Source organism: Mycoplasma sp. 327 (genome assembly GCF_053851655.1).
In genome coordinates, this window is sequence record NZ_JBSQBA010000001.1 from 26074 (window position 1) to 49883 (window position 23810).

Annotated in this window: 11 protein-coding genes; 4 read left to right on the forward strand and 7 right to left on the reverse strand. The window is 27.5% G+C overall.

Annotation, left to right across the window (positions count from 1 at the left end; all coding sequences use genetic code 4):
* The first annotated feature begins 9 nt into the window (after positions 1 to 9).
* The 4 genes from ACWXVS_RS00095 (at position 10) to ACWXVS_RS00110 (ending at position 3837) form a co-directional block, all read left to right on the forward strand.
* Positions 10 to 1194 carry a phosphopentomutase gene (locus ACWXVS_RS00095; protein WP_444704936.1) on the forward strand — a complete coding sequence of 395 codons (1185 nt, stop codon included), beginning with the start codon at positions 10 to 12 and terminating at the stop codon, positions 1192 to 1194.
* A gap of 69 nt (positions 1195 to 1263) precedes the next feature.
* On the forward strand, positions 1264 to 2697 hold the full coding sequence (gene proS / locus ACWXVS_RS00100) for a proline--tRNA ligase (RefSeq protein WP_455994410.1): 1434 nt from the start codon (positions 1264 to 1266) through the stop codon (positions 2695 to 2697).
* Between the two features lie 17 nt (positions 2698 to 2714).
* Positions 2715 to 3017 (forward strand): thioredoxin domain-containing protein, encoded by a 303-nt coding sequence (locus tag ACWXVS_RS00105; RefSeq protein WP_438340530.1) that lies wholly within the window; start codon positions 2715 to 2717, stop codon positions 3015 to 3017.
* Positions 3018 to 3024: 7 nt separating this feature from the next.
* Entirely contained in the window at positions 3025 to 3837 is an 813-nt protein-coding gene (locus ACWXVS_RS00110; RefSeq protein WP_444704933.1) for an HAD family hydrolase, read from the forward strand.
* 115 nt (positions 3838 to 3952) lie between these two features.
* Here the strand turns inward: ACWXVS_RS00110 and ACWXVS_RS00115 are convergent, their stop codons facing one another.
* The 7 genes from ACWXVS_RS00115 to ACWXVS_RS00145 form a co-directional block, all read right to left on the reverse strand.
* Positions 3953 to 5647: a hypothetical protein gene (locus ACWXVS_RS00115; RefSeq protein WP_455994412.1), complete on the reverse strand. Its 1695-nt coding sequence runs from the start codon at positions 5645 to 5647 to the stop codon at positions 3953 to 3955.
* A 960-nt stretch (positions 5648 to 6607) separates the two neighbouring features.
* Entirely contained in the window at positions 6608 to 17164 is a 10557-nt protein-coding gene (locus ACWXVS_RS00120) for a hypothetical protein (RefSeq protein ID WP_455994414.1), read from the reverse strand.
* A gap of 286 nt (positions 17165 to 17450) precedes the next feature.
* Positions 17451 to 18281: a hypothetical protein gene (locus ACWXVS_RS00125; RefSeq protein WP_455994416.1), complete on the reverse strand. Its 831-nt coding sequence runs from the start codon at positions 18279 to 18281 to the stop codon at positions 17451 to 17453.
* Between the two features lie 20 nt (positions 18282 to 18301).
* Positions 18302 to 19774, reverse strand: a complete 1473-nt coding sequence (locus ACWXVS_RS00130) for a hypothetical protein (RefSeq protein WP_455994418.1) — start codon at positions 19772 to 19774, stop codon at positions 18302 to 18304.
* Positions 19775 to 19783: 9 nt separating this feature from the next.
* A complete protein-coding gene (locus ACWXVS_RS00135) occupies positions 19784 to 20539 on the reverse strand; it encodes a phosphotransferase family protein (protein ID WP_444704915.1) in 756 nt (251 codons plus the stop codon).
* Between the two features lie 9 nt (positions 20540 to 20548).
* Positions 20549 to 22516, reverse strand: a complete 1968-nt coding sequence (locus tag ACWXVS_RS00140) for a DNA topoisomerase subunit B (protein ID WP_455994420.1) — start codon at positions 22514 to 22516, stop codon at positions 20549 to 20551.
* A gap of 626 nt (positions 22517 to 23142) precedes the next feature.
* Positions 23143 to 23808, reverse strand: a complete 666-nt coding sequence (locus ACWXVS_RS00145) for a LemA family protein (protein WP_455994422.1) — start codon at positions 23806 to 23808, stop codon at positions 23143 to 23145.
* Positions 23809 to 23810 lie beyond the last annotated feature (2 nt).

The following is a 23810-nucleotide window of genomic DNA, read 5'->3' on the forward strand; positions in this document are numbered from 1 at the left end:
GGAGAAATTATGAAATTTAATCGTATATTTTTTATTGTAACAGATGGTTTAGGAATTGGACCTGAGCCTCGTCAAGAAGAATTTGGTGACAAAGGTGCAAATAGCTTATTGCATGCCTCTGAAGCCTTACCACTAGAAATTCCAACATGAAAATCATTAGGTGTTACCGAAGTAGCCAAAATTGCAGGACATAATCAAAAAGTAAAAAAACCGCTTGCATATGTTGCAAAAATACATGAAATATCAAATGGAAAAGATACTCTAACCGGGCACTGAGAAATGATGGGAATTTATACAGAAGTTCCAAACCCTCAATTTACTCAAAAAGGCTTCCCTGATGATTTGGTAGCTGAACTATCAAAAGCATTTGATGGAAGAAAAATTATTGGTAATAGAAACGCTTCTGGTACAGTTATTTTAGCTGAACTTGGTCATCAACATATGGAAAAAGGAGATATGATTATTTATACTTCTCCTGACTCGACTTTGCAAATCATTGGCGATGAAAAAACATTAGGTGTTGAAAAACTCACTGAATATGCAAAAAGAGCAAGAAAAATTTGTTCCTCAAAACCAGAATGGAATGTAGCAAGAGTTATATCGAGACCCTTCGTTTATGAAAACGGAAAATTTACAAGAACATTCAACAGACACGACTTTGCAAACAAACCAACAGGACACATTATTCTTGAGGACTTACAAAAAAAGGGTATTGAGGTTATTGCAATCGGAAAAATTAACGACATTTTTAGTGGTGTTGGTATTGATAAAGTGTACGGCCCTGCTTCTGATGATGAAAATATGGACATTGCTATCAATATCGCTGCATCTTCATCAAAGAATCAATTTATATTTGTGAACTTAGTCCAATTTGATAGCCACTATGGGCACCGAGAAGATCCAATTGGATATAGTCAAAATGTTTCAAGATTAGATATTAAACTAGCAAAACTAATTAATGCTATGAAAAAAGATGACTTATTAATTATGACTTCTGATCATGGCAATGACCCAACCTTTGGACCAGACCATACTAGAGAAGCTCTACCTTTAACAGTTTATTCAAAATCATTCATGCATCCGAAAGTTTTAGGGTCGCTAAGAGGATTAGGAACAGCTGGTAATATTGTTGCTAGAAATTTTGATATTCCTACCGTAGCAACCGGCGATGATATTTTTGATGATTTAATATAACGGCCTATCTGGCTGTTTTTATTTATAAATAAAAATACAAAAACAAAAAAAACTATAAAATTATAAATTGTGAAAAAACTAGAAAAAATTACAACTCAAAAAGAGAATTTTGCAAAGTGGTATACCGATGTCATACAAAATGGTGACTTAATGACCTATGGCTCTTCGAAAGGTTCGATTATATTCAAACCATTATCATTTGGAATTTGAGATAATATTCGCCTTATCCTTGACAAAAAATTTAAGACCTTGGGTGTTCAAAATGTCAATCTACCTCTTTTGATTCCAGAAAGTTTATTAGCGAAGGAAAAAAATCATATTGCAGGTTTCAATCCAGAATTAGCAACAATCACTGAAGTCGGTGGAAAGAAACTTAATGAAAAATTCTATATAAGACCAACAAGTGAAGTTTTATTCGGCGATTTCTTTAAAAACGAGGTTGAATCATACAATGATTTACCTTTAATTTACAATCAATGAGTCAATGTCCTTAGATGGGAAAAAACAACAAATCCTTTTTTGAGAACAAGAGAATTTTTATGACAGGAAGGTCATACACTACACTCTAATTCACAAGAAGCACAGGAACTAACTAAGAAAATGTTAGATGTATACACCAACTTTATTGAAGAATATCTAGCAATACCTGTTGTTAAGGGACAAAAAACCGAACATGAAAAATTTGCCGGCGCCAATTATACTTTTACTGTTGAAGCAATGATGAAGGATGGCAAAGCATTGCAAGCTGGAACAAGTCATTATTTGGGCCAAAATTTCACAAAAGCATTTGATATCACATTCAAAAATAAGGAAAACAAACTCGAAAATGCTTATGGAACATCATGAGGTGTTTCGACAAGATTGCTAGGCGCGTTAATAATGACTCATGGCGATGATAGAGGAATTATTATTCCACCTAAAATTGCTCAAATAAAAGTCGACATTCTTGAATTATTTGCCTCGAAAGATCCAAGAGTGGCACGTGTTGCTGAACAAATTCATGAAAAACTAAATGAATTAAATATAGAATCAAAAATAGATAAAACTAATAAAAGTGCAGGGTATAAGGCTGCCAATTCCGAAATTCATGGTACACCTTTAAGAATTGAAATAGGTCCTCGAGATCTAAACGAAAATAAGGTTACACTTGTCAGAAGAGATACACTCGAAAAGATTAGTGTCTTTATTGATGAGGCAATAAATAAAACTCAAATGTTATTGGTTGATATACAAAATAACCTATTAAGTGAAGCGAAAAAGAGATTAACTAACAATATAAGAGTAGCTTCAAACTATACAGAATTCAAGAAACTGATTGAAGATGGGTATTGAGTTATAACTAAATTTAATGGCAACGGCGATGATGAAGATAAAATCAAGGAAGAAACCGGAGCTTCAACACGTTGCATACCTTTTAATGTCAATATATTGCCAGAGTATGAAAATTGTTTCTATACAAACAAAAAAACTGATAAAGTTGTTATTTTTGCTAGAGCATACTAAATGAACGGAGATTAAATATGTACAAGAAATTACTACAAAACGAATTAAACGACGATCACTTGACAGGCAAAGCGATTTTGGCTTTTAGAGCGGTTTGATGTCCACCATGCCAAATGATAGGCCCAGAAATCCAACGTTTAGGCACAGAAAATGAAGGAATTAATGTTTTTGACTTTGATATTGATCAAAATCGTGATTTTGCACGTGAAATGAACGTATCAAGCATACCTTCATTGTTCTTCTATGTTGATGGAAAATTAATTAATACTTCACAAGGATATATGCCTGCTGAAGAATTAATTAAAAAATTTAACAACTAAATAAAATATGATTAATTTTAAACCAAAAGCCTATTTTACAGACTTAGATGGTACATTATTAGATTTACCTAAAACAAAAGAAGGACTAAGTAAAGAAAATTTTGAAATAGTTAAAAGCAAAAACGACTCAGGAATACCTTTCATCATTGCCACTGGACGTTACGCATCAGATTTTGTTCTTAATTTAGCTAAACAAACAAATTCGCCATATGTAATATGTCAAAATGGTGGTTTGATTGTTGATTCAAATGGTGAAACCATATTAAAAAACGAAATTCAAAAAGACACTGTAATGTCTATTGTTGAAATTCTAAAAGAAAAAAAATTATTTTTCATTTTCAATAGTGGTAACACAATCTACGGTACATCCTCTAAACTAAAGTTATTCAGACCTTGAATTAAAAATTTAATTCAAAAAACTTATGATGATATTCCTCATATTACTAATGCCACAAAAATCATTACCTTTGGCGGAAGCAGGAAATATATAAGAATGTTAGCGGAAGAATTGGCCAAGAAATTCAGAAACCTTTCACTTCATATTGTTTCAAAGGGTTATGCGATTGAAATTAATGACATAAACGCAGGAAAGGGAAAAGCAATAGATTATGTCTGCAGACTTCTTGATATTAATCCAATTGAAACTGTACATTTTGGAGACTCGGGTAATGACACTTCAACAATCCCTTATGTAGGGGCATTTATCGCTATGAATAATGCGTTAAAAAACATTAAAATTCAAGCCAAATGAGTAGCTGGCTCTTATAAAAAATCTGGGGTTGCTAAGGCTGTAAAAAAGATCGAAGGTAATAATAACTAATTTTATATTTATTAATAGAAATAAAAATAAGGCACAACCTTTTTTAATGGGTTGTGCCTTATTTTTTGATTGTTTCTAGCAAACTAATACAATGGTGATATTAAATCCCATAATTTTAAGCAATATTTTTAATAAAATCCTCAAAATCTAAATTGTAATGATTTGTTAAATCTAAAATTTTATCTTCAAAATAAATTTCAAGACTGTTTTGTGATTCAAGAAGAGTTTTATCTGTATCGATATCTTTTATAAATGTTTGAAGATAATAATTTGTTATTTCTTTTGTTTTAGTTTCAATATTTAAATCCTTAAATGCATTAGCCAAATCATTTTTAAAATTATTCACTAATTCATCAATTTTTCCAAGCAAATCAATTCTAGTTTTTACGGTTTGATAATTAGCATCAGTCGAAAGGAATTTATCTAATAAAATATTAACAACATCATGATATGAATTTATTTCGATTGGATATAATAAAAACTTTTCATAATATTCTTTACCAAGGCTACCCTTTTGAACCTTGTCATTATAAACGTCTATTAATTTATTGGCAGATAATAAAAAGTCGATCAATTGTTTGTTAAATGTTTCCTTTTTTTCCCATCACAAATCATGTAAATCATAAAATTTTTGCAATTTAGGCATATCAATATTTAAATTATCATCATATAAACCATATCTTTGTATTCTTAACTCTAGTTGTAAATCTGAAAACGCTTTTTCTAGTTCGCCAAAAAACATTGTTTGAGATGTATAAGGTTTTTGATATTTTTCTTCGATATTTTCTTGAGAAGTTAAAGGATCAGTAAAGTCATAAACATAATTGTTTCTATTAAAATGGGTATATAAAAGTGTTAAAAATCTTTTTAATAAAGGTGTATCAAGATTTTTAACTAATTGTCTATTAATAATAAATTTTTCATAATTTCAATAAAGCCCTTTGTCGTTATAATCCTTTTCTAGAACTTTTTTTAATTTATCATTAAAAACAAAAACATTTTTAAGTTCGTTAGGATAAAGTGGGGATGGGTCATATGGATTATAATAATGCTGGCTGATTTGTTGTCTGACACCTTGCTCATATCTTTCTATAAATGCTTCGGTATTATAATAATGTCTCAATCCTGCTTTTTTAACTTCTTCAACATCTTTTAGATAAATTGGCAGTATTTTATTCTTAAAAATATTATTTAAGTATTCTGCCTTATAATAGCCGTCTGAGATTTTGAATTTTTCATCATTAAATTCTTGATTATCATTAAGAAACTTGCTAAATCTATAGTCACTTTGGTAGTAATCTTTATATTTTTCTTTAAAGTAATTATATTGTTCATTAAGTTCCTTAACATCGTAATTAAGAGCAAAAAATTTTAAGGTTGGTTTATCCTCGCCTTTGTACTTATATTTTAGTAGAATGTATAATTCAGCACTAGGATCGTTAATAATATATTTTTCGTCTTTTAATTGTTTAATGAAATTTTTATCAACAACCTTGATCTCGTTATATTCTAACTCATCCTTATTTGTTATTTTTAAAACCTTAGTATTATCTTTTAAATCTTTAAATAATTCTGGTTGAAATGGAACTTCTTCTTTTAAAACCACACTATTTTGTCTATCCATTGAAGGTTTAGTTTCTTTCGCTGGTAGCACAGTTTCTTTCTTCATTTGATAGGATTGACCTATCCTAATTCCACCTAGCAAAGCGCCAACAACAACACCCGTTCCAAAAATAAGCGGAAGTGCAATAGCTAATGCTTTCCTTTTTCTATTTTTTCTTTCTTCTTGCGAAACATTTCCATCTTGCATATATATTCTCCTTTTCATTTTTATTAGCAATTTATATTAATATTTGATATTCGAAAATAAAATAACGCTTATTTTTTAAACGAATCTACAAACTTATTCTTTTATTTACTAATAGATTTTTCTATCTAGTTTTTACCGATAGATACGCGAAAATTTTAAATTATTTTTTATGCTTTTTGAAAAAAAAAAAAAAGCGAAAATATAAAAAATAAAATTTTTAAACCTTAAAACTATGCTTTTAAACTTTTTTTAAAAATTTAATTCTTGTTTTTTGCATTTTTATAATTTTTCTCTTGTGTAAAATTCTTTTAAATTTTTAAAAAATTCGATTTTTTCATAATTAATTCCTTTTAATAACAAAAATCTAGACATTAATTTGCCTAGATTTTTAAACTTTATATATCAATATAGGTTTATTTTTTATAAAAAAATTAATATCAAAGTTATTGCAAAAAACATTTTTGCTAAAAAAACTATTTAAACCAGCAAGATTTATAATGTCTTGCTAAAAATCCGTGTTCATACTACACATCATTATTTTCTTCTACATTTTTTGCACTAGCATTTTTTTATACCAATATTTCTTTTTATACCAATAGTAATGTTCTATCACAAATAAAAGAATCCTAGCAATTGTAAAAAGCGGTAATATAAATAAAGGTAGCATAAAAGCGTCTCATTAGGTAATCACAACCCAAATATAATATTTTTTTCATTAAAACAATTGTTTATGCCATTTTTTAAAATTATTTTAAGCAATAACAAATTCTTTATTTTGCTCAATATTTATCATTAACCCCCACTAATATATTGATTATCTATAAAGATAAATCAATGATAAGGCTAAAAACTTCTTGATTTTTTAGTTTTTGAATTTGCTTGCACTACTAAAATAACTTACAAACTTATTAATATTTTGAATTATTCTTATTCTTTTTTAAAAAAACATAAATCATTTTTTTATATTTTCCAACCTAAATCGTAATGCGTCAATAAATTACTATTTTTATTTTGCCTACGGAAATAATCGTATGTTGTTGCTCCACCTACAAAAGCGTCTACAAGGTATTCATTTCCTTTAACTTCTTGATGAGTTCTTGCATTATCTAATAAAGCAGCAACGGAAAAAATTCCATCTTTACTTGGATTTTCCTTAAATTTTGCAAAGCCAAATCCTGCAATGGTATCTACAGTTGCATATAAATCCTCTATACTCGTAAGTTTTTTATCTTTTTTAGCTAAACTAATTGCCTGATCAATTAAATTATAGTAATTGTCTAGCGGAAATTGATTTCATTTATGATTTTGAACATAACTGTCATTATATAAATTTGGTTTTCATTGCGTAGCGGCGCTGAATATATCTTTAGTGTCCTGCTGATTAAAATATCCAGTTTGATCGTTGCTAATTTGCACTCACATATGTGCAAATTGCGCTAGTGTTCTATCCGAACTATTTGATTCTGTATATGTATAATTATTTTGATACTTTGTTTCGCCGTTATTTTTAAATCCTTTAATAAAATCCTTTTCTTTAAATTTATTAATTAAATTAATATATTTAGGATTTAAAGATTTTTTTGCTTTACTAATAAGAATTTCGCCTATGAACTCAAGTGAATTGAGCACACTGTAAAGACGCTTTGATTCATAGTATCTGCTAAAAATAAATTCACGTTCAATTTGTTCTTCTTGTTGTACGTTAGAAGCTCTTTCGATCTTTTGTTTAAATTCCTTTATATATTGTTCTTCAGGAGCATTAAGAATTTGCTTCTTATTTTTTTCTGGATCAGAATTGCTTGTTTTTAACTGTTTTAATCTAGTTTCAACCCTTTGTACAATTAATTCTTTTCTAGCATTTGATATAATATTTTCTAATTTAGTTAAGGAATCAGCATCATCTAACATACCGTTATATTTTGATTTTGAATCATTACTTTTTAGTTTACTAATCATTGTTTTTAAATCACTTAGTTTTCTTTGATATGATCTTAGCTCAGGAATAATAACATTTTCAATTGTATTTTTATCAGGAGCTAATTGAACTCTTTGGTTAAAGATATTTAATACTGATTTAGGTATTCCGCTTTTATCAATTATTAAATAATCAATATATCCATGATATAAAGGAATTGTATAATCATTAAATTTCTTTAACTCCGCTGCACTATTAAATGTTCTTGCATCATTAACTAACTCTTCATATCGTTTAATTCCATTAAGAACATTTTTGCTTAGTAAGCTCTTGTTGTCTCTTATATATTTTTCAAGATTCTCAGAACTACTTCAAAATCTCGTCAACTCTCTTTTGTACTCTCGAAGATCATTTCTAATTTCTTCTAGCTGTGCTGCATCGCCTGCAGATGCAATCTTTTTAATATAAGCTTTTTCTACTAATAAATCGGTTTTAAATGAATCTTTTAGCAATCTAACCACTTCATTTGCCTTTTCTACAAATTGATTTAATTTATCAATATCATTTTCTTTTGTTATACCCAACTTATCCTTATAAGATTCACGAAGCTTAGACAATTCTTCATTAACTTGTTGACTATGAACTAATTCATTACCGCTTCCAACATCAGATGATTGTAAATCCGTAATTCTATTAATCTTTTCTAAAACCTGGTCAAATTTATTTATTTTAGCAAGTAATAATCTTAATTTTTCTGATGTATCAGATTTTGAAAATTCTTCATTTCAAACGGATGTTTTGGTTTCTACATCAATATTTTGAATTTTAGTCTTAATATTATTAACCAATTCATTGAGATTATTTAGTTCGCTTTCCAATGCTTGCACTTCTTGATGATTATTAATTTTAGTACTTATTTTTGTAAAACTATTAACCAAAATATTTTTTAAGTTATTCTTTGAATTCAAGGAGTTTGCTTGATTATGGTTATCATTAGGTAAAGCTAATTTATCAATGAAATTATTGTAATTTGCCTTAACTGCTTCAATATAAATTAAAGCAACTTGTTGCATCCTATTTTCGTCTGGAAAGCCATTTATAGCATCGATTCTTTCTATAAACACTTTTTTAGAATCACCTAAATGTTTGAAAGTGTTGATATGATTTTTAGCTAATACTTTCATTGTTAGCAATAATTGTTTTTCCAATTCACTAACCGTATGGTCAGAAGATTTTGGGTGAGTTCTATTAAATCTTGCTGCAAGATTCGTTTTATTTTGTGCTTCAAAATATTTTTCTAACACTTGCTTATAATAAGCAACTTTTTGACTTCAATCATCTGGAAAAGCAGTCTTTACTTGGAGTATAGTTGTTGCTTTATTTAATTCAGTTTTGATTGCTTGTTTTGCAAATGCATTATTTTCACTATATTGCAGTAAATCAACTTGCGGAGCCTTTTTGCTAATCTCATCATTAAGTTCGCTTAATTCAATTGCTTTATTTATAAATTGATCAATTGTATTTAAATTATCAACACCTACACTTAATACATTAATTGAATGTTGCGCCTCACTACTATTCTTATTTGGATAAGGAATATTATTAATAATTAATTTTAATTTACTCTTAAATTCAGATTTAATTTCATTTATCAAAGAGTTAGCTTCATCACCATCTTGGATAGCGTCAAGTTTTTTATTATATTGATCAAACCTTGTAGCATCTTTGTTATTAAGATTTTTATAGGCTTCAACCAACTTCCTAGATTCATCATACTTAATTTTAAAATCATTAATTTGAACTATTATGTTTTGCATTGTTTGGATATCTAAAGCATTTGAAATTGTTTTATTAAATGTCGTTTTGTTACTATCCTTAGCAAATAAAGAAAGAATATCTTTGGCAGTTTTCACTTTTTCATTAAATTGCTTAGCCTCATTTGTTATCCTAGTTATTTCACCATGATAATTTAAATAATTTATTCCTGCTTGTCTAAGTAAGATTATATATTTATTTTGTTGATTGATATTTAGAAAAATCAATTGCTTTACTTGTGCAATTGCTTTTGCTCTTGCAATTTCAACTTCAATTTCATTTGCCAGTTGCGACGAAGTATCTGCTTCTTGCAATTTATCTAATCTCGTTTCAAAATCTCTAAGCTTAATTTCTTCTTTCTCATTTAGTGACTTATATTCGTTAAGTTTTAAAGTAGCATTGCTAAATTGATTTCTAAATTGTTCTATCTTATTCAACACATTTTGAATATTGCTTGCATTATTTGCATTTTCAATTTCCATCATTAATTTAGCTCTATTCCCAACCTTTCCAATTTGGGCTAGTTTATTTCTTGATTCAAGTACTTTTTCATTAAATATTTTAGCATCATTAACTTGGAGCTCAATTTGTTGCTTCGTAGTTGCTTTAAGAATTTCATCCCTATAATACTTATGAGCAGCCTGAGTTAGATTATCTTTGGCAATCAATAAATAATCAATAACACCATGATATAAAGGAACCACCTGTTCAATTATGCTCTGCAACTCATTTGGATTAGTTTGAGTTCTTATATGTTTAATGAATTCATCAAATGTTTTGAATTTTGTGCCGTCAATTATTCTTTCATTATCGGGCTTGACAGCGTTTTCTAAAAGTTTGTCTCTATGATCAAAAATATAAAAACCGATATATGGGGATGTCTTTTTTCAAAATACATCCATTTTATTTTTAACTTCAGTTGCATTATTCATTATGGTCTCAATTGAACCTACGCCAATAGCCTCTTTGATTTGCTTTAAAAACACTGACATCATTAATGTATCTCTTTTTACAAATAACATTTTTAGCTTATCATATGCGGCCTTTACTTCACTAACAATAGATTTTAACTGCATTATTTCAGATTGATTATTAGCGCTAAAGGTGTAGTTTAATAATTTTTCTCTTAAACCTACTATGTTTTGATTTACATCTAAAACATCTTCCGCCTTGCTACCGTAACTAATGTCAAATTCATTTTTTTCGAGATCAATAATGGATAAAATATCCCTTTGTAGTTCAACATACCACTTGATCTTATTTTTAAGTTCCTTTAGTTTTTCTAAGTTATCTGCTCTTGAAAACAAATCATTGTAGAACATTTTTTTAGTAATATCTGTTATCAAATTTATCAGGCTATTTAAGTCATCGACCTGCTCTTTATATTTCTTTAATTTATCATGCAAAATTGTGACTTCTTCATTGACCAAAATAACTTGATTGATCTTAAACGAATCAACTAATTGAGTTTTAATTGTTGCTTTTGATTGGGCGGAATTACTATCTTGTGGATAAGCAAGATTTTGAATAAATTCAATCGCATCATCAGCAATAGCTTTATTAATAATTTGATGCGGTTTTTCAAAAATATCTTGATCTATAGCAAAAATTATACCATCAACTAAGATATCATTAATTTGCTTATGCAATTGTTGTTTTTTACCTTCATCAGCTACTAATAAACTGTCAATTTTAATCTTTGCTTGTTTTTTAAATTCGGTTATTAATAGTTGACAAAATTCTTGCAAACTCAAACCTTCGCTATCACTTGCGTTCTTTTGAGGATATGTATGACTTAATTTATTGGTTACAAAATAAGAATTAATACCAAAGTACTTCTCAGCCAATTTCTTGAGTGTTTTAATATGCTGAGGTCAACTTTTAGGAAGAATTTGTTCTAATTCGGCAACTGAGGTTGCAGAATCAAAACCTTCCAAAATTTTAACTAGTGCATGCGAATTGCTTTCGCTATATTCAATGGTTTTTGCTAATTCTATCAATTCTTTGAGCTTAGTATCAAATATTTGTATCTCTTGCTTCTTTATTGTAACTTCACTATTGTTATTTAAAGCTTGAACTTCATCCTTATTTTTTTTAATTGACTTAGCAACAAAATCATTATTTTTCTTAGGATAAGAAACCCGATCAATTAACTTAAATGTTTCTTCTTTTTTATTTTGCAACTTTGCAGATTCAACTACTAAATTAATGCCAATATCATTAGTTTTTTTATCTATTTCGCTTTTATAGTCTTCTTTTTGTTTGGTAGATAAATCAACTAAATTATCAATTACATCAGCTGCTTTGGCTCTAAGTAATTCTAATCTAATATTCTCAAGATTTTTTATGTCAGTAACACCATTAATTAACTTATTTATTTTATCTTTCCGAAAAGCATCTACAATCAATGAAACCTCATTATTTATTGTGGTTATTTCATTTTTTAATAAATCCAAAATATTGTTAATAGGATACAAGCCCTCTTCGCTCTGAACAGAATCAATTTTTGTATTAAATAAATTTCTTGAATTCTGTGAAGTCACATCATTAATAGGATAAGGTATTTTTTGAATCTTTTGCTTGGAATTTTGTTTTTGAGCTTCAAATATTTTTTCATTAATATCAGTTAACTCTTGTTGTAAATCCAAACTATTTCCAGATATCTTTTGGGTTATTTCTTGTTTTTTATTTTCTTTAACTAGATTATCTAAATCGGTTAATCCATCAATTAATTTATGAGCGGTTTCACGTTTTGCATTATATATATTTAGTTTTAAAAACTCTTCTTCTTGCTCATTGGTTAGAGAACTCAATTCATCAAGTAATTTTGCCTGATTTTCAACTGAAATAGGATACTTAATGCCTTCAATTAATTCCTTATATTTTTCTATCTTGCTTTTTAAATCGTTATTAGCTAATTTATTTATTTGGTCTTTATTAATTGACTCATCTAATTTATCATTTAATTTCTTCTTAGCCAAACTAGGTTCCATTGGATAAGAAAGAGAATTTATTCTATTTTTAGCGTTATTAATGGCTACTTCTAGTTCGCTAAGTTCCTTTAATTTTAAGTAATAACTATTTTCATTTATTATATTGTTTAGTTGTGATTTTAAAATAATTTTAGCTTTGGCGTTACTTAAAGGATAAGGTAATTTGTCAATCTTAGCAATAAGATCAATTTTGTAGGCTTCATTCAAAACCGCAACCATTTCATTGTATGATTTGTTATCTAATTTTTTGATTAATTCAGAAGATTTTGTTGTCTTGTCAAGATTAGATAAAGCTTTGATTTTTTGTATTATTTCTTGTTTATCTTCTTGTAATGCTTGATTAATTTTTTTGTTAAATATTTCAAATTTATTTGATTCATCAGCCTTATTGAATTCTATATTTAAATTATCTAAATGCTTAGGGTTTATTTTTTCCAAAATTCCTTTAGAATTAAAAATATTTTTCTCAATTTCTTCCAGTTCTCGTGCTCATTTATTACTTAATAAATTTGTATCATTAGACATAGTACTAAAATCAACTTCAATCTTCTTAATAATTGAAGTAATTGCTTCAGATTGTTCTGATTTAACTGATGGGTATTCTAATCCTTTAGCTTTTTCAATTAAATTTTGTTTCCGAGATTGACGATATTGAGACTCATTTTCATTTTTTGCTGCATTAATGTTTTTCAACAAAAGATCAAAGTTATTTCCATCAACAGATCTATTTAATTCCTCCTTTAAAGCTTGTTTTCTTTGCGCTATATTATTTTTTAATGGGCTTTTATCTAAACTATCAATTGCTTCCTTTGCCTTTTTAATTTTTTCTGGAATTGATTTAATTAGATTTTCTAGTACTTCAATTTCATTACTATTTTTAGCTAAATCAATCTTCGAATTCAATATGATAGTTGCAGGGGCTGGCTGAGGAGTATCCTTATAATAATCAAGTTCTAAAATTTGTTTTTTTAACTTATATTTAGCAATCTCGACCTCAACTTTTTCAAGATCACTTTTATTAATTATTGTGGTAATTAACTTTTTAAGTTCAAATTTAACATTATTTACATCAATAACATCTTGCAAACTTAAAGAATCAATTAAGTCTCTAGCCTTATGAAGTTCGGCAACAAAATCTTTAGTTTGCTCCTTAATTTGATTATAAGAATTATCATCAATAACTATTTGATCAATAACATTATCGAATTGAGCTTTTGTTGTATTAAAATTATTTTTAATCGATACATCTGAATTACTATCATTAACATAGTCGCTCATTGAAATTAGTTTCTTAATTTCCTCTTTTTTATCTTTTAACCTTGCCTCATTGACTATCTTTTTTATATTTTCATAGTCGTCATTAGCCTCTATTCTAGCATTAAATGCACTAACTAATTCTTGGCTTAAATTGGTTAACTTAGTTATTTCTGCCTTCGCCTCGACCACATCGCTAGCATGTGCATTAGCAATCTTTTTAATTAATTCATTAAATTCTTGATCGGTGTAAGAATCTCTTAATTTGCTCCAAAGTTCTAATTGATTCTTTTTTGATATTTTATTAATAGCTTGTTTACTTGATTCAATGTTAATTGTTATATTAATGATTTTGTTATCTATTTCAGTAATTTTTTCAGAAATTCCAACACCATTCGAATCAGTATAATAACTTTTAATCTTGGAAATAGCTGGGGCATCATTGCTTCCAATGTTAAAAACGCCATCGCTTTTTGGATATGGGAGAGATTCTACCTTATTATCAAGCGCTAATTTATTTGATTGGTTATCAAGTGCATTTTGAACCAAAGTATTTAAATTGTCAAATTCTTCATCTGTATTTGCTTCATCAAATTTTTCTTTTATTTCATTAGAAATTACTAGCAAATTAGATAGTTTTGTATTAACAATAGCAATATTTCTTTTTATTTTTTCGATTATAGATTGGTAATTGATTACTTGTTGCAAATCTTGTAAGGCTTCAATTTGAGAAATTATTTCAAGAACTGCTGGGGCTTTATCCTTATGCGGATATTCAAATTTCTTGACCTCGTTAATTAATTTATTTTTTTGATTTTGCAACTTAGCGTTTATTACTACTTTTTGAATTTCATCATATGTTTTAAAAGTACTATCATTTATTTTTTCTTTAAACTCTTTGGATTGATCAGATGTCAATAAATTAAGTTTTTCTATTTCGGCAATTGCCTCATTTTTATCCTCATTTTTAGCGTCTTGAATTATTCTTTTAAGTTCATCAAATTCATTATTATTTGGAGGTAAAAAATTAGAGTTATCAAGTTTATTGTTTAAACGTGCCTGTTTTTGCGGATTTACTTTTTTAATATCATCCTTATAGCGATTTATTTTATCAGCTAAACTATTAATTATTGAAGCTATATTTTTAATTTTTTCTAATTTTTGATTTTGACCTAATGTAGAATCATTTTCAATATTATTTATCTCATTAATCATTTCTTTTATTGCAGGAGCATCTTTACCAGAAGGATAAGGAAGCCTATTAATCTCAGATTTAATAATTTCAATCTCATCCCCAGCTTCCAAGGCAATAATAAGCTCTGAGTCAACAATAATTTTCTTTATTTCATCCAATGCGATATCTAAGGCTTTATTAATTTTCTTAACTAAATCATTTTGTTTTTCGCGTTGGCCAACATCTTTAATTTTATTGTTAATCAAATATGCTTTGATTTTTTCTAGTATAACATTTAGCTGATAAATATTCGCAGCTTCATTTATTTCATCATTTATCAAATCGCTTAATTGCATACTAAAACTTAATGAGCCAAGTTCATTTATTAGATGCTTTTTCATATCATTAAATAATTTCAATGCTTCAATTTCGATATTTTTATACTCATCCTGCGTAGTATTTTCAGCATTAATTTTCTCTTTAAAAACATGATATTGTGAAGAATTATATGATTTTGAAACATTCATTAATGCTTCATTCTTTGCCTTTTCTAATATAGATTGGGCCTCGGTTATAATGTTATGTAGGTCATTTTCAGTGCTTGATTTATTAGCGATTATGGATTCGAAATTAGACTTTTTGTCACTTTGTGCAAGACGCATAACTATTTCTGAAGCAACTTTTCTCAAATCTTCTGTATTTGCTAATAATGCATCAATATCTTTTTCTATCTTTTTGATTTCATTCTCTGTTTCTGCTTTAATTAATTCACTATTAAACTTATCCCTTGTTGTTGAATTTTCTATTTTATCGGCCTTATGTTGAACACGATCCTTAAAATCCTTAATATAAGTATTTATTTGATTAATAACATCAAAAATTTGTGAAGGATTATGAATTTCGGTATTTAATTTTTGTTCTATAGCAGTCTTGAAATTTGAAATATTTAGTTTTTTAATCAAATCCTTAGCTTCTGCTTGCAAAATAGAAAGAGCTATTGTATCGTTTACTTCAACCATAACTTCATCTAAATTTTTATTATCTAAATTGTTTACCTTATTAACTAATTCTTCGATCATAGGAGATAAAATTGAACTATCATTAATTTTCTGTATCAAGGAACTATTAATTATTTTGATAAAATCAGCTTTATTTTCAAACTCTAAAGCCTGAAAGAATTTATCTTTAATATCAGTTATTTGTTTAAGATCAAAATTATCACTTTTTAACAAGGCTCCATACATTTTTTTTATATATTGATCGGATACTCTTGATAACAAAAATTGAGCTTCATTTTTATTAATTTTCTTTGCTCTATCAAATGTATTAAACACTTTTTCAAAAAATATTTCATTTTCTACGGTCTTAATTAATGCTTCAATTTCATTTTGATTTATTGCCTTATTTTGCTTGTTATAAAAATAGTTTTTCGTTCTTGTGACAATCAATTTTGATACAAGGTCCAAAAGTTTTTTCTTTTTATCATTAAATATTTTTTCAATCTTTTTATTGATATCGTTAAGCTGTTCAATTGTCGTTGAATCCTTTGCTTTTTTAACCAAATTATTTCTTTCTAATCCGTAAGATAGTGCTGAAAGAGTATCCAGTGTGGCTATTTTTTGTTTAATAAGTTCGATGTAATTTAATGATTTTGTATCCTTGATTTTATTAATTAAGTCTGCCTTTTCTTCACTACTAAAATTAGAATTTTTCGTTATTTCTTTAATTAAATCTTCCTTAATTTTTTCAAACGTTCCCCGCTCACCACGTTTAGCAAGATATAACAAAATATTAGATTTTAGTCTAGCTAAATCTTCATTATTTGCTACTTTATCTAATTCTATATAAAATTCTTTAGCTTTATTTTTATCGATTAGAACAACCTTCTTAATTAACAAAATAATTTCATTTTCATATTTTATAAAGTCCACAACTTCTTTCTTTGTGTAGATTTTTTGTTCTAATGAATTAATTTCATCTGCTTTATTTTTTTCAATATTTTTAAGAGATTTTGAAACTATGTTATCAGCAAGATTTTTTATTTCTTCTATATCCTTTTTGTTTTCTGCTATTACCTTATTAATCAGTAAAGCAATCTTTTCTTGATTTTGTTTTGTATACTTATTGAAATAAGCATTTTTTAGAAATGCTTGCACTTCAATTTTAAGAGAGCTATCATTATATAAAGAATCGGATTGTTTTTTTAATATATCCTTTAAGTAAAAATAGTTTTGTTTTAAATCCAATTGATTTTTTAAATGCGAATCCAAAAGAATATATGTTCACGTCCCAGCAGTCATTAATGTTGCCGATCCAGCCATTGTATATAATACATTACGTCTTTTTTTATTCAAATTTTTAGCCATATATCACCTCTATAATATACTAAGTATTATATATATATATATATATATTGCTTAGATAAAAACTTTTTTATGATAAAAATCAGCAAAAACAACAAAAAACATATTTTTTGGTTTTTATTCTTTTTATGAACATTTTATTATTTATATAGCATAGACATCAAAAAAATAAGCACTATATTTTCATTTATAAAAAAATAAAATTTTAGAAATGAAAAACAAAAAACCATCTTAATTAAGAGGTTTTTGTTTACATGCTAAGATTGTTTTGATATATTTACCTTGCTTTTTAATTCTTTTTTTCTTGCTTCGAATCGTTTTTAGATTCTATTGTTTCAAATGAAAATTTCACTAAAAATTTCACCTTATCTATTATTCCGTTTTTATTGATAACATTTATTTTGAAAATAAGGTCTTCATTCTTAATTTCTTTTTTTGCCACAACATTTCTAAAGTATTCGTGTATTTTAGAAAATAATGTCTTTATTTCAAAACCAGTAACATTCTTCTTATTTTCAATAAAAAATGTTTTATTGTTCATAGTAAAATAATATGAAATAGCTAGCTTTAAACTAGTTAATTGTTGAATAAAATATTTAAAATCAATGTCATATTTATTTTTATCTTTAAATTTTTTAAACTCATCTTGCAACTTCACCACTGCAATTTCCTTATCGGAATTTTTATCTAAAGCAAACACAAATTTCTTATTATCAAAATAACTATCTAAATTATAGCCAGTCTTATAAAACGAGTAGTTTGTCAAAAGATGAACTCCATATTCTCCATTTTGATTCGATATTTCAACTTTCTTGTCCAAATCAAACAATTCGCTTGCTGGTATTTCCTTTTCAAGCACAAATGTTGAAATTGTGTTGTTTTCAGATCTTTCGCTCTTTTCGAATTTAACATCACGTTCGCTATCATATAAGTAATTTACACTTCTCGACTGATTTGTTGAATAAAATATCGAAACACCAGAAATTACACCAATTGATGCAATTATTCCAGAATACATAAAAATAGTTGTCAATAGTTTTTTAATATTCTTTTTAGGTTTTGCTGATAAAGAATTATTCATATCACCTTTAGACTCGATTTTTTTGTTATTCTTTCTCATTAACTACTCCTATATATGTTTTAGCTCTTATCTTCAATTAAAATTTCTTTAATTCTATTAGCTATATTTCTAACTAATTTATCATCATTATTTAAAACCTTATTTTGCAAATAATGAACAAATAATGCCATAATACGATATCTATAAAAATCTAGTGGTTTATGTTTATTATATGATCGTCAAAATTGTTCCTCGATATTTTTATTAACTTTTAAATTTTCAAACATAAATGCAATATCTAAATATCTAGAACTGCGATAAGCAATTGATCAGTCAATCACATAAATACCTTGATTATCATCTCATAAAATATTTTCAAAATTAAGATTATTATGACAATTTGCATCAATCTCAATTTCTTTTATTCAATTTACAATTTGAGAGATGAGATCATTACTACCAATTTCAATAACTAAATCTTTTTTATTTACATTATCCAAATATCACTTTATTTTTTCATACAATATGTAGTTAGGGAATTGAACATTTGAATCGTGATAGGTTCTCATAATTTTAGCCAATATCTTAATAGTTCTATGAGTTAATTGAAATTTATCCTTTCTAGTTAGCCATCTTCAAATAATTTTATTCTCATCTTCATAAATAAAAGTTGGAACAAAATAAAAATCTTCAATTGTCTTAATTTTAAGACGGTTATCAAATTGATTGTGGTGCTTATGCACAATAAATTTGTTGTTAATTATTGAGGTTCTAGTTTTATATACATTTAGGGACTCAGGAATTATATCCTTATTAATTGTTAAATAACGATAATCACTCTTATATTCTGCCTCGCGGTATGTATTAACCAAATATATGTAATCATCAAAAACATCCTTGTCTAAATTAAAATAGTCAATAATCATTTTTTTATCAATTCCAATGTTAATGTGCAGTAGTACAAAATCAAAATATGGGGAGTTAAGAGATACGCTATCCATATCCACCAACTTAACAAAGTTATACTTGTTAACTATAATATTATGTTTTTGGATATTATTGTGACTCAAAACTTGTTCTTCATCTTTGTACTTATGAAGCAATTCATGATATTTTTTGTCTTGAATAATAAACTTATTTCAATTAAATTTTTGCACCTCAATATTACACTCATGAAAACTCTTTACACAATTAAATATTGAATAAATAGTGACCTTTTTAAATTTTATATGAAATAAATCTTCGCCCGGAAATCATTTTTTTATATATATTCCGTCTTTAGCAAAAATATAATCCTTAAAATGTTTAATAACAATAAATTCATTCTCACATTCAGCATCAAATTTATGTTTAGGTATTCTTATTTGTACTCAAAGATTATTATACTTAGCAATAAAATATGTCTTATTTAATTCATGACGATAAAAACGGACATGAGAAATTCTCTTTGCAACTTCTTCATCAAAAGTAGTTCTAATCATTTCAAACATTCTTTCAATTTCAAACAAATGCGAGTTATCAATAATATGATTGTTTTTTTCTTCTAAATACATAGATCTTCTTTATAAATTTGCCTTATATTCTTTATCATATTCAACTATTAGCTTATCAACCCTATCTAGATAAAGTTTGTCATCAAATGGTTTTATTGCATGTTTATTTATTCATAAAACAATTAATGCATTAACTATAATTTTATGAGCAAGTAAATATTTATGTTCAAAATCATCTCCATAAGCATCCAAAAATATTTTTTCCTGTTCCTTGCTAAGATTTGATGATTCAATAAAATATGCTAAATCAAAATGTACATCGCCCATTGTTGCATACTCTCAATCTGTTATAAATATCCCTTTTTCATTGTCGATAAAGTTAAATAATCATAAATCATTATGAACAGGAGCTGAATTATCAATATTTTTTAAAAATAAGTTAATTTTTTTGTAATGTTTGTCTAAAATTGGAATTTTACGACCTAACTTAGATATTGTTTCGCGATAAACCTTAAACCTTCTAGCTATTTGATTTTCCTTATAAAACTTTAATTTCGAATTATGAAGAGTAATCAATTTATTACCTATCTCTTTTAATTGTTCATTTGTTAATGTATTTGGATTTAGGATATCTCCTGGAATTCATTCATTAATAACCATGGTTTCATCTTCGGATATTGTTTTAGGAACAAAACTAAAACAATTTAAAATACTATTAGGTGTCTTATGGTTGAAAGAATCAAACTTTTTTATTTTAATGAATTGTTTATTTTCTTCATCAAAATATGTGGTGTTGGTATATCCTTGATTTTTAACTAACTTCATTCTTATTCCTTAAAAATCAATATTAGATACATATTTAGCATTTTCTTCAATAAAGTCATGTCTTGGTTCAACTTCTTCACCCATTAGTGTTGTAAATACGCGGTCGCAAACAGCTACATCATTAATTTGTACCTGAAGCATTTTTCTAGCATCAGGATTCATGGTGGTTTCTCACAACTGTTCAGCGTCCATTTCTCCAAGCCCTTTATAGCGTTGTATAGAGATAGCTTTTCTATCATCAAATTTGCTTAATATTTCTTCTTTTTGAGCATCGTTGTAGGCGTATTCAACTCTCTTTCCTGCAACTATTTTATATAGTGGAGGTAAGGCTATATATACAAAACCATATTCAATCAGCGGTTTTAAATAACGATAAAAGAAGGTTAAAAGCAATGTTGAAATATGAGCACCATCAACGTCAGCGTCAGTCATAATAATAATTTTGTGATATTTTAGTTTATTAATATTAAAATCATGTCCAATACCAGTACCTAAAGCATGAATAATGGTCTGAATTTCTTGATTTGATAAAAATTTAACCTTATCATTTTTTTCAGCATTTATTACCTTTCCTCTTAAAGGCAGTATAGCTTGAATAGATCTATCCCTTCCGCCTTTCGCTGAGCCACCGGCAGAATTCCCTTCGACAATAAATAATTCTCTTATTTCCGCATTCTTAGATGAACAGTCGGCAAGTTTTCCAGGAAGACCGCTAAATTCCAACCCATCTTTTTTTCTTGAAGCTTCCTTGGCAGCATTAGCAGCTAATCTAGCACGTTGTGATTGCAAACATTTGTTAATAATATTTTTAGCAATATTAGGATTTTCAGCTAAATATCTTTCTAAAGACTCTGAAACAACTTTGTTCGTTGCATAACGTGCATTTGCTGAGCCAAATTTTGATTTTGTTTGACCATCAAAAACAGGATCACTATGCTTAATAGAAATAACTGCAATAAGTCCTTCTTTAGAATCCTCTTTGCTTATTTTTTCATTTCCCTTAAACAATCTATTTTCCTCAGCATATTTATTAAAGATTCTTACTATAGAATCATAGAACCCATTCTCATGTGTCCCGCCCTCAGTAGTTTGAATATTATTAGCATATGAAATAACTGTTGATTGATAGGCTTCATTATATTGAAAAGCAACCTCTACTAAAATTTCAACTTGCTTAGGCGGTTTGTTATTAGCAATCTGCTCCTCAGTTGGTTTGTCAACATCACTAAATGTGCCTAAGGCATAAATAACTTCTGGGTTTATAGTCTTTTTACCTTTATTAAGTTCTTTGACGTAGTCAACAATACCCCCATCAAAACAAAAAGTTTTTTTAGTATCTTTTGTTAAATCAATTAGGTTAAACATAAGGCTCTTATTCAAATAAGCCACCTGCTTAATATGATCGCTAATAGTACTAAAATCAAAATCTATTTTATCCATAACTGTATAATCAGGATGGAATTTAATTCTTGTGCCAGTTTCACCGATAGGTACTTCACCAATAACTCTTAAATCATCAATAGGTTTTCCACCATTTTCATATTTTTGATAATGTAATTTACCTGCTCTTTTTACTCAAACTTCAAAAGAATCACTTAAGGCATTAACCACAGAGGCTCCAACACCGTGTAACCCACCACTAACTTTATAGTTGCTTGAGTCAAACTTTCCGCCAGCATGCAAAACTGTTAAGATTGTTTCAACAGCAGATTTTTGTGTTGAAGGATGGATGCCGACAGGCATGCCACGTCCATTATCCTCAATCTCAATAAAATTATCCTTATGCAAGGTAACGCTTATCTCAGTAGCATAACCAGCCATTGCCTCATCAACCGAGTTATCTAAAATTTCTCAAATAAGATGATGAATTCCTCTATAGCCGGTTGAGCCAATATACATTCCTGGTCTAACACGTACAGGATCTAATCCTTCAAGAACTTGAATATCACTAGCAACATATTTTTTTTCCTCAGGCATTTTTTCTCCTTACAATATAATTGCTTTGCAATTATAATAAATAAATTATATCAAAAAGTCATGAAAAAATGGTTTTATGTAAGCATGGTTAATATTAATAAATGTAAAATTTTCTAATTAATATGTTGTTCTGCCTAACAAGTGATATTTTTCTTTTCATTTTAAGGAATAAAATGCAAATAAACACAACTTTATTAATATATTTTTTAGTATTCTAATATACAAAAACATCAGTAACTACAATTTTTAACATATCTCTATCTTTACATAATCAACAAGTGCAAAATTTAAATCCTTTTCTTCTCCTACTTTTCGTAAATTGTTATTATTTTTTAGTTCTTGGCCTTTTTGAAACCAGTTCCTTTTTTAGGACTTTTCCACTTTTTATATTAAATTACCTTTTGCTAAAATATATATTTTTTACATATTTTTTTATATTTTAAAGCTGCTAGCTTCTTTTAAATACCGCTTTTAAATGCGATGGGCGCAATCCCTTATTTGTTTAAAAAGATCTAATCTGTTCTTTTATATTTGGCTATCGCACATGATTAAATTTAATTTTAAAAAATCCGGGCACAAGTGTGTCTGGATTTTTTGACCGTGTTTGATTTGTTTTGATATTTTTATTATTTAAATGCGCCTGCTAAACTGCTAGTATCAACATCTTGTCTTTCTACTTCACTGGCTTGAAATAGTGGTTGGTTATAAATATTGTTCTTATTAGCAACAATGTTTGTTCAAAATTTATAAATCTCAGCATTAAAACTTCTTGCTTGAGCATTATAGTTTCTAATAGTTGCATAAATTTCATCTTCTTGAATAGCAATTTCGGTTTGAAATTGAAGATATGATCTATCAGCTTTTAGATTTGGATATTGTTCAATTTGAATATTAATTGCTCTTTGAACTGAATTTAACGTATCTGATACTTTTGCAACGTCTTTTTCTCCCTCTATGTCAACTAATTGTGAACGTAGTTTAATTATTTCTTTCTGAGTTGATTGTTCATATTCGGCATATCCTTTAACAACATCAAGTTGTTTAATCAATGTTGCTCTTCTTTTCTTTTCAGCCGCTTGAATAAGAGAAGATGCCTCTTGAATTCTATTCATTCTTTCAAGTAGTTCATTTCTTTTGCGAATGGCAACTAATAGTATTATTCCGATTGTTATAATACATAAAATTATAAATAACGTTCTTTCACCTTTAGTTGGTTGTGGAATTTTGATTGAATTATCAACATTAGGCTTAAACCCTTCATTTGATTGAGGTGTTCTTGAATCAAATAGCATAT